Genomic DNA, 12,871 nt, shown 5'->3' with positions numbered 1-12,871 from the left:
TTGTGAGCGGTCGCTCGAAGGGGTCAGCCGGCGAGGTGCCGCTCCACGGTCTCCACCTTGGAGGTCAGGCCGTCGGTGACGCCGGGCCGGATGTCCGCCTTGAGGACGAGCGAGACGCGCGGGGCGCGCTCCTCGACGGCGGCGACGGCGCGCCGCACGACGTCCATGACCTCCTCCCAGCTCTCGCCCTCGATCGAGGTGAACATGGCGTCGGTGCGGTTCGGCAGGCCCGACTCGCGGACCACGCGCACGGCCTCGGCGACGTACTCCCCCACGTCCTCGCCGACGCCGAGGGGCGTCACGGAGAAGGCGACGATCATGCGTTCACGACTCCTTCCTTGCGGGCGCGGGCCGCGATCACGGCGTCCTCGGCCTCGCGGCGCAGCTTGCGCTCCGCGAAGAAGCCGCCGGTGGGCAGCACGGAGAGGACGAAGTAGAGGGCCGCGGTGCCCAGGCTCCACTTGGCCTTGTTCCAGGCATCGGCCCAGAAGAGAACGTACAGGACGAAAAGGACACCATGGATCGCGCCCATCACGGGCACCGCGTTGAAGTCCGTGGTCCGCTTCAGCACCGAGCAGACGAGCAGGACGATGAAGGACACGGCCTCGGGTGCGGAGACCAGGCGGAGGCGGCGGAGGGCGGTGGCGGTCTTGATGTCCACGGGTCACCTTCGGTGGGAGTTGCGAGGAGTGGCTGCCGATTTGTGAACGTACGCACAAGCGTCCCGCCATTGTGGCAAACGGTGCCCTCAGGGGTCCGCTCAGGGTGCGAGTCCACCTGTGGGTGCTGTTCGGCCCACCCGTCGGGCCGATACGTTCCCAGCGTGGCGATGTTCCGATTGCAGGGCACCAGAGTGCTCGCCGTCGACATGACCGGGGACGCCGTGAAGGCGAAGAACGGCTCGATGGTCGCGTACGACGGGCAGATGTCGTTCAAGAAGCTCACGGGCGGCGGCGAGGGGCTGCGCGGCATGGTGACGCGGCGCCTCACCGGCGAGCAGATGGCGGTGATGGAGGTGAAAGGGCACGGGACCTGCTGGTTCGCCGACCGGGCGACCGAGATCAATCTGGTGGCCCTGCGGGGCGACAAGCTGTACGTCGAGTCGAGCAGCCTGCTGGTGACGGACGCCGCGCTGCGCACGGGCACCGCGTTCACCGGGCTGCGCGGCGCCTCCCAGGGCAACGGTCTGTTCACCACCACGGTGGAGGGGCACGGGCAGGCGGCGATCATGTCCGACGGGCCGGCGGTGGCGCTGCGGGTCAGCCCCCAGTACCCGCTGACGGTCGATCCGGGGGCGTACATCGCCCACCAGGGCAATGTCCGGCAGTCCTTCCAGTCCGGTGTGACGTTCCGCACCTTTCTCGGGGAGGGCGGCGGCGAGGCCTTCCAGATCCGCTTCGAGGGGGACGGACTGGTGTATGTGCAACCGAGCGAGCGGAACACGATCGCGGGGGATCTGTAGATGGCCTTCCGGGAACTCAACTCCAAGATGGTCGAGGCGACCGTGCTGCCCGGGCAGCGGCTGTTCAGCCAGCGCGGGGCGATGCTCGCCTACAAGGGGGACGTGTCGTTCACGCCCAACATCCAGGGCGGCCAGGGCGGGGTGATGTCGATGCTCGGGCGCCGGGTGACGGGCGAGGCGACCCCGCTGATGACCGTCGAGGGCAGCGGCACGGTCTTCTTCGGGCACGGCGGCCATCACGTCCATGTCATCCACCTCACCGGCGACACCCTCCACGTGGAGGCCGACCGCCTGCTCGCCTTCGAGGGCACCCTGCGCCAGGGCACGATGTTCATGGGCTCCCAGGGCGGCGTCATGGGCCTGGTCCGGGGCCAGGTCACCGGCCAGGGACTGTTCACCACCACCCTCCAGGGGCAGGGCTCGGTGGCCGTGATGGCGCACGGAGGCGTCTTCGAGCTGCCGATCACCCCGCAGCGCCCGGTCCATGTGGACCCGCAGGCCTACGTCGCCCACCACGGCGAGGTCCGCAACAGGCTGTCCACCGCGCTGGGCTGGCGCGAGATGGTGGGCCGCGGCTCCGGCGAGGCCTTCCAGCTGGAGCTGAGCGGCAACGGCACGGTGTACGTCCAGGCCTCGGAGGAGAAGCTATGAGCGCGTACGGCACCCCCGTGCCCGGGGGTCCGGTGGTGTACGACCCGATGACCCTGCCCGCGGACGACAACGTGAACAGCTACACGTTCTGCGTCGAACTCAAGGACGGGCAGTGGTTCCTCCAGAAAGGGAAGATGATCGCCTATTACGGGGCGATCGAGTTCAACGGCGTCGGACACGGACGACTCGACCACCTCGTCCGCACCTCGTTCCATTCGCCACTGCACGCGAGCGACTGGGTCGTGGCGCAGGGCTCGGGCAAGATGCTGCTCGCCGACCGGGCCTTCGACGTCAACTCGTACGACCTGGACGACGGGAACCTGACCATTCGCGCGGGCAATCTGCTCGCTTTTCAGCCAAGTCTCTCGCTCAAGCAGTCGATCGTGCCGGGCTTCCTCACGCTCCTGGGAACCGGGAAGTTCGTGGCCGCATCCAACGGTCCGGTGGTGTTCATGGAACCTCCCCTGCGGGTGGATCCCCAGGCGCTCGTCGGCTGGGCCGACTGTCCCTCGCCGTGTCATCACTACGACCACGGGTACCTGACCGGAGTACTGGGCGGTCTACGTGCGATGACGGGCCTGGGCGGGGTTTCCGGCGAGGAGCACCAGTTCGAGTTCGCGGGCGCGGGGACCGTGCTCCTGCAGTCGTCGGAGGCGCTGATGGCCGAGGTGGAGACGGGGGCCGTCCCGTCCGAGCCGGGGGTTCCGGGCGGTGGCGCACCGGCACCGGGTGGACACGGTCCGCAACCGGGCGGTGCACCGCGCCTTCCCGGACAGCTGGGAGACCTCCAACGTCGCTTCGGGCTGTGAGCGGTAGTCTGCGGAGTGTGACGTCGAACGCGTGCGCACTGTCACACCACCCGAAGTAGTTCGCCATTCAACTTCTTAGGTAGACTTCATTCATGGAGACCGAGACGGCCACGCGCTGGCTGACCGATGCGGAGCAGTGCGCCTGGCGCACCCACCTGGAGGTCAACAGGCTGTTGACGTACCAGCTGGAGAAGGATCTGCAGCCGTTCGGCCTGACGATGAACGATTACGAGATCCTCGTGAACCTGTCCGAGTCGGAGGACGTACGGATGCGGATGAGCGACCTCGCCTCCGCGACGTTGCAGTCCAAGAGCCGGCTCTCGCACCAGATCACGCGGATGGAGAACGCGGACCTCGTGCGCCGCGAGAACTGCGAGTCCGACCGGCGGGGGCTGTACGCCGTGCTCACCGAGCACGGCCTGGAGACGATGAAGAAGGTGGCGCCGCACCACGTCTCGTCGGTGCGGCGGCACTTCATCGATCTGCTCTCGCCGGAGGCTCTGCTGGAACTGGACAAGGCCCTGAAGCCGATCGCCGAGCACCTGCGGGGGCAGCGGGGACGTCCCTAGCGCTGTGGCCGGAAGGGTTTGCCGCGAGCCGGTGAACCTTTCCGGTCGCAGCCCAGCTCAGCGGGGCGAGCGCTCCTCGGCCCCGGTGAGGGGCCGCGGCGCCCGCTCCGCCCCGGTGGTCCGGCCGCCGGCGGCCAGGGCGGCGGAGGCGAGGGCCGTCGCGCCCGTCACCAGGAAGCAGACTCCCAGCGGCAGCCGGCCGATCAGCAGCCCCGCCGCCAGCGCCCCGGCCGAACTGCCGCCGTTCACCCCCATGTTGACCCAGGCCCCGGCCTGGGTGCGGGACTCCGGCGCGGCCACTTCGTCCGCCGCCAGGTACGCCGTCGTCAGCGTGGGGGCGATGAACGCGCCGGCCAGGGCCAGCGCGGTGGTGAGCAGCCACAGGCTCGGGGCCAGGCCCGCCACCGCGATGACGCAGCCCAGCGCCACCGCGAAGAGCACCAGCCGCGTGCGGGCCGGTGTCCGCCACGCCACCGCGCCGTTCACCAGGCCGCCCACCGCGCTGCCCGCCGAGACCGCGCCCAGGACCCAGGGAACGAGTCCGGTGTCGTAGCCGTGCTCCGTGGCGAACGCCATGGTCAGCAGCTCCACCGCGCTGACGGCCAGCCCCGCGCCCAGCGCCACGACGAACGGCGGCACCAGCCCCGTGACGGCGCCTTGGCGGCCGCGCGGCGCGGCGGGACGGGGGCCGGGAATCACCGGGGAACTCAGGAAGACACTCGCACCGCCCACCACGAGCAGCGCGCTGAACACGACCCCCGAGGCCGGCGGGGCGAACCCGGTCAGCACACCGACCAGGACGGGTCCGGAGACGAACAGCAGTTCCTCGGCTACCCCGTCCAGGCTGTAGGCGCGCTGCAACATCTGCTGGTCGGGGGCGAGTTCGGCCCATACGGCCCGCATCACCGGCCCCAGCGGCGGCGCGCACGCGCCGGCCAGCGCGGCGACCGCGGCGATCGGCGCCACCGGCGCCCCGGGACGCCAGGTCAGGACGGCCAGGAGGGTCAGCAGGGCGCCGTACAGCACCGCCATGGGCAGCACGGCCCGGCGGGCGCCGTGGCGGTCGCTGAGGGCGGCGCGCAGCGGGGTCAGGAAGACGGTGGTGGCGCCGAACAGGGACATCACCGCGCCGGAGACGGCGTACGAGCCGGTGGCCCGGGTGACGGACAGCATCACCGCGAGCCCCACGGTGCCGTAGGACAGCCGGGCGGCCAGGGCGGCGGTGAAGGTGCGGCGGACGTGCGGAAGGCGCAGGACGGCGGCGTACGAGGGCCGCACGGGAGCAGGCGTGGACACGCTGGAGTTCCTCTGGCGGAGGCGGAAAAGGGGACGCCGAAGTGCGCGAGTGCCGTGGTGTCACCGGCCTCGCGCGGGGCGCGCCCTATGCCAAGAGGAGGAACATGGGGGTCAACCTACCGGGTCGCATCCGGAGTCGGCCAGGGTCAGCCTTCCGTCAGGCCCGCGATCAGTTCGTCCGCCGCGCGGTAGGGGTCGAGTTCGCCCGCCGTGATCCGCTCGGCGAGCGCGCTGAGGCGGCGGTCGCCGTGCAGGTCGCCGATGCGCCGGCGCAGGGCCGTGACCGCGATGGTCTCCACCTCGTGGGCCGCGCGGGCGCGTCGGCGCTCGGCGAGCACCCCGCGCTCCTCCATCCACGCGCGGTGCTTCTCCAGGGCCTCGACCACCTCGTCCACGCCCTCGGCGCGGCTGGCGACCGTCTTCACGATCGGCGGCCGCCAGTCGCCGGGCCCGCGGGCCTCGCCGAGGCCGAGCATGTGGCCCAGCTCGCGGGCGGTGGCGTCGGCGCCGTCCCGGTCCGCCTTGTTGACGACGTAGACGTCGCCGATCTCCAGGATGCCCGCCTTGGCGGCCTGGATGCCGTCGCCCATGCCGGGGGCGAGCAGCACCACGCTGGTGTCCGCCTGGGCGGCGATCTCCACCTCGGACTGGCCGACGCCCACCGTCTCGACCAGGATCACCTCGCAGCCCGCCGCGTCCAGCACGCGGACGGCCTGCGGGGCGGCCCAGGCGAGGCCGCCGAGGTGGCCCCGGGTGGCCATGGAGCGGATGTAGACACCGGGGTCGCAGGCGTGCTCCGACATCCGGACGCGGTCGCCGAGCAGGGCGCCGCCGGAGAAGGGCGAGGACGGGTCGACGGCCAGGACGCCGACCCGCTTCCCCCGCTTGCGGTAGGCCGCGACGAGCGCGGCGGTGGAGGTCGACTTGCCGACGCCCGGTGAGCCGGTCAGGCCCACCACATAGGCGTTGCCGGTCAGCGGGGCCAGCGCCGCCATGACCTCTCTGAGCTGCGGGGACGCCCCTTCCACCAGGGAGATCAGCCGGGCCACGGCCCGCGGCCGGCCTTCCCTGGCCTGGGCCACCAGCAAGGAGACGTCCTGCATCACAGCTCCGTTCGCTTCACCGGCCCGACCAGGGGCCTCAGGCCTTCGGTACCCGCACGATCAGCGCGTCGCCCTGGCCGCCGCCACCGCACAGCGCGGCCGCGCCGGTGCCGCCGCCCCGGCGCTTGAGCTCCAGCGCCAAGTGGAGCACGAGCCGGGCGCCGGACATGCCGATCGGGTGGCCGAGCGCGATCGCGCCGCCGTTGACGTTCACCTTTTCCGTGGACACGCCGAGGTCCTTCATTGACTGCACGGCGACGGCGGCGAAGGCCTCGTTGATCTCGATGAGGTCGAGGTCGGAGACCTCCAGGCCGTCCTTCTTCAGGGCGTGCAGGATGGCGTTGGACGGCTGGGACTGCAGGGAGTTGTCCGGGCCGGCCACATTGCCGTGCGCGCCGATCTCGGCGAGCCACTCCAGACCCAGCTCCTCGGCCTTGGCCTTGCTCATCACGACCACGGCGGCGGCGCCGTCGGAGATCTGCGAGGAGGAGCCGGCGGTGATGGTGCCGTCCTTGGCGAAGGCCGGGCGCAGCTTGGCCAGGGACTCCACGGTGGTCTCGGCGCGGATGCCCTCGTCCTTGCTGAACAGGATCGGGTCGCCCTTGCGCTGCGGGATCTCCACCGGGGTGATCTCGGCCTCGAACAGGCCGTTCTTCTGCGCGGCGGCGGCCCGCTGGTGGGACAGCGCGGCGATCTCGTCCTGCTCGGCGCGGCCGATGCCGAGGCGGGTGTTGTGCTTCTCGGTGGACTCGCCCATGGCGATGCCCTCGAAGGCGTCGGTCAGCCCGTCGTACGCCATGGCGTCGAGCATCTCGACGGCGCCGTACTTGAAGCCCTCGCGGGACTTCGGCAGCAGGTGCGGGGCGTTGGTCATGGACTCCTGACCGCCGGCCACGACGATGTCGAACTCGCCGGCGCGGATCAGCTGGTCGGCCAGGGCGATGGCGTCGAGGCCGGAGAGACACACCTTGTTGACGGTGAGGGCCGGGACGCTCATCGGGATGCCGGCCTTGACGGCGGCCTGGCGGGCCGGGATCTGGCCCGCTCCGGCCTGGAGCACCTGGCCCATGATCACGTACTGCACCTGGTCGCCGCCGATGCCGGCGCGGTCGAGGGCGGCCTTGATCGCGAAGCCGCCCAGCTCGGCTCCGGAGAAGGACTTCAGGGAGCCCAGCAGTCGTCCCATGGGCGTACGGGCGCCCGCGACGATCACCGAGCTGTTCGTTCCAGAAGACATGAGGTGCGATCCCCTTCCAGCTGCGCAGAGCCGAGGAGTGAACGAGGGTTTACTTCGAATGTACTGAGCGGCACTCAGTGCCGTCATCGCTCTGTCGGTGTGATCGCGCGCACGTTGCGTAACCACCGCGGTGGCGCTGCACTGAAACCATGCTGACGCGAATCGACCACATCGGGATCGCCTGCCACGACCTCGACGCCACCGTCGAGTTCTACCGGGCCACCTACGGCTTCGAGGTGTTCCACACCGAGGTCAACGAGGAGCAGGGCGTGCGCGAGGCCATGCTCAAGATCAACGAGACGTCGGACGGCGGCGCCTCCTACCTCCAGCTGCTGGAGCCGACCCGCGAGGACTCGGCGGTGGGCAAGTGGCTGGCGAAGAACGGCGAGGGCGTGCATCACATCGCCTTCGGCACGGCGGACGTCGACACCGACTCCGAGGAGATCCGGGGCAAGGGCGTCCGGGTGCTCTACGACGAGCCGCGACGCGGTTCCATGGGGTCGCGGATCACCTTCCTGCACCCCAAGGACTGCCACGGAGTCCTCACAGAACTGGTGACTTCGGCGCCTGTTGAGCCCTCCGAGCACTGACCCCCGTACATAAGGGCCGGTAGGGTTGGGGGCGGTCGTCCCGGAAGCGGGGCGGCCGCATGCCGGGGTCCGGGTTTCGGGGGACGTGCGTCGGGGCAGCAGGCCGTGCTCCGCCGTTGATCTGACACCATTTCCCCGGGGGCCCCGTTCGGCGGTTGGACGTGGCTCGTTGGAGAAGCTGACCAGGGGACGGATGGGACCGCGCAGTGCGGGGCTACGAGAGCCAGGAGCGAGAGCCGGCGGCTGACGTCGACCACCTCTCTCGGTTCGAGGCCGAGATGAAGCGGCTGAGGACCGAGCGGGAGAAGGCGATCCAGCACGCCGAGGACCTCGGCTACCAGGTCGAGGTGCTGCGCGCCAAGCTGCACGAGGCGCGCCGCACCCTGATGACCCGTCCCGCCTATGACGGCGGCGACATCGGCTACCAGGCCGAGCAGTTGCTCCGCAACGCCCAGATGCAGGCCGAGCAGCTGCGTCAGGACGCCGAGCGGGAGCTGAGCCAGGCCCGCGCGCAGACGCAGCGGATCCTCCAGGAGCACGCCGAACAGGCGGCGCGGCTCCAGGCGGAGCTGCACCAGGAGGCCGTGACCCGGCGCCAGCAGCTCGACCAGGAGCTGGCCGAGCGCAGGGCCACCGTCGAGTCGCACGTCAACGAGAACGTGGCGTGGGCGGAGCAACTGCGGGCCCGCACCGAGCAGCAGGCCCGGCGGCTGCTGGACGAGTCGCGCGCGGAGGCCGAGCAGGCGATGGCCGCCGCCCGCGCCGAGGCGGAGCGGCTGACCCGGGAGGCCCGGGACCGGCTGCGCGGCGAGGCCGAGGAGGCCCGCGCGGAGGCCGAGCAGATCCTGCGCCGGGCCCGCGCGGACGCGGAGCGGCTGCTGAACGCGGCCTCCACGCAGGCGCAGGAGGCCACCGACCACGCCGAGCGGCTGCGCACCACCACGGCCACCGAGTCGGACGCCGCCCGCCGGCAGGCCGCCGAGCTGAGCCGGGCCGCCGAGCAGCGGATGGCGGACGCGGAGGAGGCGCTGCGCAAGGCGCAGGCCGAGGCCGAGAAGCTGGTCACGCAGGCCGAGGAGGCCGCCGCCAAGACCCTGGCGAGCGCGGAGAGCGCCAACGAGACGCGCACCCGCACCGCCAAGGAGCAGGTCGCCCGTCTGGTCGAGGAGGCCACCAAGGAGGCGGAGAGCACCCGCTCGGAGGCCGAGCAGCTGGTCGCCGACGCCCGCGCCGAGGCCGAGAAGATCGTCGCCGAGGCCGTCGAGAAGGCCCGTACGGTCACCGCGGAGGAGACCGCCACCCAGCTGTCCAAGGCGGCCAGGACCGCCGAGGAGGTCCTCAACAAGGCGTCGGAGGAGGCCCGGAAGACCACCCGGGCCGCCACCGAGAAGGCCGAGCGGATCCGCAAGGAGGCCGAGGAAGAGGCGGACCGGCTGCGCGCGGAGGCGCACGACATCGCCGAGCAGCTCAAGGGCGCGGCGAAGGACGACACCGAGGAGTACCGCGCCAAGACGGTCGAGCTCCAGGAGGAGGCCCGGCGGCTGCGCGGCGAGGCCGAGCAGCTGCGGTCCGACGCGGTGGCCGAGGGCGAGTCGATCCGTGCCGAGGCCCGCCGCGAGGCGGTGACGCAGATCGAGGAGGCGGCCAAGTCCGCCGAGGAGCTGCTGGCCAAGGCCAAGGCGGACGCCGACGAGCTGCGGCAGAAGGCGACCGCCGACAGCGAGAAGGTGCGCACCGAGGCCATCGAGCGCGCCACCTCGCTGCGCCGGCAGGCCGAGGAGACCCTGGAGCGCGCCCGCGGCGAGGCCGAGCGGCTGCGCACGGAGGCCGACGAGGCGGCCGAGACGGTCCGCGCGGACGCCGAGAAGGCCGCGCGCGAGCTGCGCGAGGAGACCGACAAGGCGGTCGAGGCCCGGCGCCTGGAGGCGGCCGAGGAGCTGACCCGGCTCCAGGGCGAGGCCCAGGAGCGGCTGGCGTCGGCCGAGCAGGCGCTCACCGAGGCCCGCGAGGAGGCCGGGCGGATCCGCAAGGAGGCCGCCGAGGAGGCCGAGCGGCTGCGCGCCGAGGCCGCCGAGCGGATCCGGGCGCTCCAGGAGCAGGCCGAGACCGAGGCCGAACGGCTGCGCGACGAGGCGGCGGCGGACGCGTCCGCCTCCCGTGCCGAGGGCGAGGCCGTCGCCGTACGGCTGCGTTCGGAGGCGGCGGCCGAGGCCGAGCGGCTGAAGACGGAGGCGCAGGAGAGCGCCGACCGGGTGCGCGCGGAGGCGCAGGCCGCCGCCGAGCGGCTGGCCGCCGAGGCGTCCGAGACGCTGGCGGCCGCGCAGGAGGAGGCCGCCCGGCGCCGCCGCGAGGCCGAGGAGCTGCTCGGCGCTGCCCGCGAGGAGGCCGACGAGGAGCGCCGGCGGGCCCGCGAGCAGAGCGAGGAGCTGCTGGCCTCGGCGCGCAAGCGGGTGGAGGACGCGCAGGCCGAGGCGGTGCGCCTGGTCGAGGAGGCCGACCGCCGGGCCGGCGAGATGGTGTCCGCGGCCGAGCAGCACGCGCAGCAGGTGCGGGACTCCGTCGCCGGGCTGCACGAGCAGGCGCAGGAGGAGATCGCCGGGCTGCGTTCGGCCGCCGAGCACGCGGCGGAGCGGACGAAGCGGGAGGCCGAGGAGGAGGCCGGGCGGCTGCGTGCCGACGCCCACGCCGAGCGGGAGCGGGCGTCGGAGGACGCCGGCCGGCTGCGGCAGGAGGCGCAGGAGGAGACGGAGGCCGCCAAGGCGCTGGCCGAGCGCACCCTCGCCGAGGCCGCGACCGAGGCCGAGCGGCTGCGCTCGGACGCGGGCGAGGACGCCGGCCGCATCCGGCAGGAGGCGCACGAGGAGTCCGAGGCCGCCAAGGCACTGGCCGAGCGCACCCTCGCCGAGGCCGCGACCGAGGCCGAGCGGCTGCGCTCCGACGCGGGCGAGTACGCGCAGCGGGTGCGCACCGAGGCGTCCGACGCGCTGGCCGAGGCCGACCAGGCGGCGGCGCGGACCCGGGCGGACGCCCGCGAGGACGCCAACCGCATCCGGTCGGACGCGGCGACCCAGGCCGACACCCTCATCACGGAGGCGCGCAAGGAGGCGGAGCTTCTCCAGACGGAGACGGCCGCGGAGGCCGAGCGGGTGCGCACCGAGGCGATCACCGAGGCCGAGCGGCTGCGGGCACAGACCGCGGCCGAGGCCGAGCGGGTGCGCGCGGAGGCGCGGGCCGGCGCGGACCAGCTCGTGGGGGAGGCCACCACGGAGGCGGAGCGGCTGCGTGCCGAGGCCGCCGAGACGGTGGGTTCCGCGCAGGCGCACGCCGAGCAGCTGCGCACCGAGGCCGAGCGGACCAGGACCGAGGCGCAGGCGGAGGCCGAACGGCTGCTCAACTCGGCCCGCGAGGAGGCCGAGCAGACCCTGGACGAGGCCCGCAAGGACGCCAACAAGCGGCGTTCGGAGGCGGCCGAGCAGGTCGACAAGCTCATCGGCGAGACCACTGCGGAGGCCGACAAGCTGCTCACCGAGGCGCAGCAGCAGGCGCAGCAGACCACCGCGGAGGCGGAGGCGCAGGCCGACACCATGGTGGGCGCGGCCCGCAGCGAGGCCGAGCGGATCGTCTCGGAGGCGACCATCGAGGGCAACTCCCTGGTGGAGAAGGCCCGTACGGACGCGGACGAGCTGCTGGTGGGCGCCCGCCGGGACGCCACGGCGATCCGGGAGCGGGCGGAGGAGCTGCGCGAGCGGGTCACCGCCGAGATCGAGGAGCTGCACGCGCGGGCCCGCCGCGAGGCCGCCGAGACGATGAAGTCCACGGGCGACCGCTGCGACGCGCTCATCAAGGCCGCCGAGGAGCAGCTGGAGAAGGCCCAGGCGAAGGCGAAGGAGATCCTCTCGGACGCCGACTCCGAGGCGGGCAAGGTGCGGATCGCGGCCGTCAAGAAGGCGGAGGGCCTGCTGAAGGAGGCCGAGCAGAAGAAGGCGCGGCTGGTCAAGGAGGCCGAGGAGCTGAAGGCGGAGGCGATCCGGGAGGCGCGGGCCTCGGTCGAGGAGGGCAAGCGCGAGCTGGAGGTCCTGGTGCGCAGGCGGCAGGACATCAACGCCGAGATCTCCCGCGTCCAGGACGTGCTGGACGCGCTGGAGTCCTTCGAGGCGCCGGGTTCCGGCAAGGACGCGTCGGTCAAGGCGGGTGCGACGGTCGGAGCCCCCCGTTCGGGTGGCAAGTCGTCAGACGGCTAGCATCCGAGGGGTGTTCGGGTGTCGACTGGGGGCTTTGCCCTGCTCGTTGGCAAGCCCTCCTGCGGTCAGCCACTCAAAAGAGGTGTCATTCTCCAGATCAAACACGTATCCGCTCGATGACACACCGCTTCGGCGCCTAGGATTCCCCCTATCACCTCACCGGTCTCATTTGACAGGAACCCCATGAGCGACACTTCCCCCTACGGCTTCGAGCTTGTGCGGCGTGGGTACGACCGCGCTCAGGTGGACGAACGTATCTCCAACCTCGTCTCCCAACGTGACCAGGCCAACGCCCGTATCACCGCCCTGGAAAAGCGGATCGAGGAGCTGCACCTCGAGACGCAGAACGCCCAGGCCCAGGTCAGCGACGCCGAGCCGTCGTACGCGGGTCTCGGCGCCCGGGTCGAGAAGATCCTGCGCCTGGCCGAGGAAGAGGCCAAGGAGCTGCGTGAGGAGGCCCGCCGCGCCGCGGAACAGCACCGCGAGCTGGCCGAGTCGGCCGCCCAGCAGGTCCGCAACGACGCCGAGTCCTACGCCGCCGAGCGCAAGGCCAAGGCCGAGGACGAGGGCGTCCGGATCGTCGAGAAGGCCAAGGGCGAGGCCTCCCAGCTGCGCGCCGACGCGCAGAAGGACGCCCAGTCCAAGCGTGAGGAGGCGGACGCCCTCTTCGAGGAGACCCGCGCCAAGGCCGCGCAGGCCGCCGCCGACTTCGAGACGAACCTCGCCAAGCGCCGCGAGCAGTCCGAGCGCGACCTGGCCTCCCGTCAGCAGAAGGCGGAGAAGCGGCTCGCGGAGATCGAGCACCGCGCCGAGCAGCTGCGCCTGGAGGCGGAGAAGCTGCGCACCGACGCCGAGCGCCGCGCCCGACCGGCAGGCGGCGCACGGCGGCTCGTACCCCGGCTACACCTCGCCG

General features: G+C 72.4%; 11 protein-coding genes and 1 pseudogene. 7 read left to right on the top strand and 5 right to left on the bottom strand.

Annotated elements, in window-relative coordinates; all coding sequences use genetic code 11:
- Positions 1–23: 23 nt before the first annotated feature.
- Together FRZ03_RS29410 and FRZ03_RS29405 are read right to left on the bottom strand one after the other, a co-directional pair.
- On the bottom strand, positions 24–320 hold the full coding sequence (locus FRZ03_RS29410; protein WP_146468122.1) for an MTH1187 family thiamine-binding protein: 297 nt from the start codon (positions 318–320) through the stop codon (positions 24–26).
- Positions 317–661: a DUF3817 domain-containing protein gene (locus FRZ03_RS29405; protein WP_070027747.1), complete on the bottom strand. Its 345-nt coding sequence runs from the start codon at positions 659–661 to the stop codon at positions 317–319. The genes FRZ03_RS29410 and FRZ03_RS29405 overlap by 4 nt, the downstream gene beginning before the upstream one ends.
- A 168-nt stretch (positions 662–829) precedes the next feature.
- On the opposite strand from FRZ03_RS29405, the gene FRZ03_RS29400 reads away from it, so the two are divergent.
- The 4 genes from FRZ03_RS29400 (at position 830) to FRZ03_RS29385 (ending at position 3,491) form a co-directional block, all read left to right on the top strand.
- Positions 830–1,462, top strand: coding sequence for an AIM24 family protein (locus FRZ03_RS29400; protein WP_146468208.1), 633 nt, complete (start codon positions 830–832; stop codon positions 1,460–1,462).
- Positions 1,463–2,113, top strand: coding sequence for an AIM24 family protein (locus tag FRZ03_RS29395; RefSeq protein WP_146468121.1), 651 nt, complete (start codon positions 1,463–1,465; stop codon positions 2,111–2,113).
- On the top strand, positions 2,110–2,922 hold the full coding sequence (locus FRZ03_RS29390; RefSeq protein ID WP_146468120.1) for an AIM24 family protein: 813 nt from the start codon (positions 2,110–2,112) through the stop codon (positions 2,920–2,922). The genes FRZ03_RS29395 and FRZ03_RS29390 overlap by 4 nt, the downstream gene beginning before the upstream one ends.
- Before the next feature lie 92 nt (positions 2,923–3,014).
- Positions 3,015–3,491: a MarR family winged helix-turn-helix transcriptional regulator gene (locus FRZ03_RS29385; protein ID WP_070027743.1), complete on the top strand. Its 477-nt coding sequence runs from the start codon at positions 3,015–3,017 to the stop codon at positions 3,489–3,491.
- Between the two features lie 57 nt (positions 3,492–3,548).
- Here the strand turns inward: FRZ03_RS29385 and FRZ03_RS29380 are convergent, their stop codons facing one another.
- The 3 genes from FRZ03_RS29380 to FRZ03_RS29370 all read right to left on the bottom strand — a co-directional run bounded on the left by FRZ03_RS29380 (position 3,549) and on the right by FRZ03_RS29370 (position 7,127).
- Positions 3,549–4,787: an MFS transporter gene (locus tag FRZ03_RS29380; RefSeq protein WP_146468119.1), complete on the bottom strand. Its 1,239-nt coding sequence runs from the start codon at positions 4,785–4,787 to the stop codon at positions 3,549–3,551.
- Between the two features lie 146 nt (positions 4,788–4,933).
- Positions 4,934–5,890 carry a methylmalonyl Co-A mutase-associated GTPase MeaB gene (gene meaB, locus FRZ03_RS29375; RefSeq protein WP_146468118.1) on the bottom strand — a complete coding sequence of 319 codons (957 nt, stop codon included), beginning with the start codon at positions 5,888–5,890 and terminating at the stop codon, positions 4,934–4,936.
- Between the two features lie 37 nt (positions 5,891–5,927).
- Complete coding sequence (locus FRZ03_RS29370; RefSeq protein ID WP_146468117.1) at positions 5,928–7,127, bottom strand: acetyl-CoA C-acetyltransferase; 1,200 nt, start codon at positions 7,125–7,127, stop codon at positions 5,928–5,930.
- A 149-nt stretch (positions 7,128–7,276) separates the two neighbouring features.
- Here FRZ03_RS29370 and mce point away from each other — a divergent pair, with 149 nt between their 5' ends.
- The 3 genes and pseudogenes from mce to FRZ03_RS29355 form a co-directional block, all read left to right on the top strand.
- Positions 7,277–7,717 carry a methylmalonyl-CoA epimerase gene (gene mce, locus FRZ03_RS29365; protein ID WP_146468116.1) on the top strand — a complete coding sequence of 147 codons (441 nt, stop codon included), beginning with the start codon at positions 7,277–7,279 and terminating at the stop codon, positions 7,715–7,717.
- 206 nt (positions 7,718–7,923) lie between these two features.
- Positions 7,924–11,958 (top strand): polarized growth protein Scy, encoded by a 4,035-nt coding sequence (gene scy, locus FRZ03_RS29360; RefSeq protein WP_146468115.1) that lies wholly within the window; start codon positions 7,924–7,926, stop codon positions 11,956–11,958.
- A gap of 183 nt (positions 11,959–12,141) precedes the next feature.
- Positions 12,142–12,825, top strand: a pseudogene (locus tag FRZ03_RS29355) (cellulose-binding protein); the annotation flags it as partial.
- Positions 12,826–12,871: the final 46 nt, after the last annotated feature.

This window comes from Streptomyces misionensis (assembly GCF_007896895.1).
Classification (GTDB): Bacteria; Actinomycetota; Actinomycetes; order Streptomycetales; family Streptomycetaceae; genus Streptomyces; species Streptomyces misionensis_A.
The sequence above is the reverse complement of the archived record's forward strand: the minus strand, read 5'-3'. Positions and strand labels throughout refer to the sequence as shown.

Excerpts from the sequence above, each read along its gene's own strand:
- FRZ03_RS29410 (WP_146468122.1), bottom strand. The coding sequence starts at position 320 with ATGATCGTCGCCTTCTCCGTGACGCCCCTCGGCGTCGGCGAGGACGTG.
- FRZ03_RS29400 (WP_146468208.1), top strand. The coding sequence starts at position 830 with ATGTTCCGATTGCAGGGCACCAGAGTGCTCGCCGTCGACATGACCGGG.
- FRZ03_RS29395 (WP_146468121.1), top strand. The coding sequence starts at position 1,463 with ATGGCCTTCCGGGAACTCAACTCCAAGATGGTCGAGGCGACCGTGCTG.
- FRZ03_RS29390 (WP_146468120.1), top strand. The coding sequence starts at position 2,110 with ATGAGCGCGTACGGCACCCCCGTGCCCGGGGGTCCGGTGGTGTACGAC.
- FRZ03_RS29385 (WP_070027743.1), top strand. The coding sequence starts at position 3,015 with ATGGAGACCGAGACGGCCACGCGCTGGCTGACCGATGCGGAGCAGTGC.
- meaB (WP_146468118.1), bottom strand. The coding sequence starts at position 5,890 with ATGCAGGACGTCTCCTTGCTGGTGGCCCAGGCCAGGGAAGGCCGGCCG.
- FRZ03_RS29370 (WP_146468117.1), bottom strand. The coding sequence starts at position 7,127 with ATGTCTTCTGGAACGAACAGCTCGGTGATCGTCGCGGGCGCCCGTACG.
- mce (WP_146468116.1), top strand. The coding sequence starts at position 7,277 with ATGCTGACGCGAATCGACCACATCGGGATCGCCTGCCACGACCTCGAC.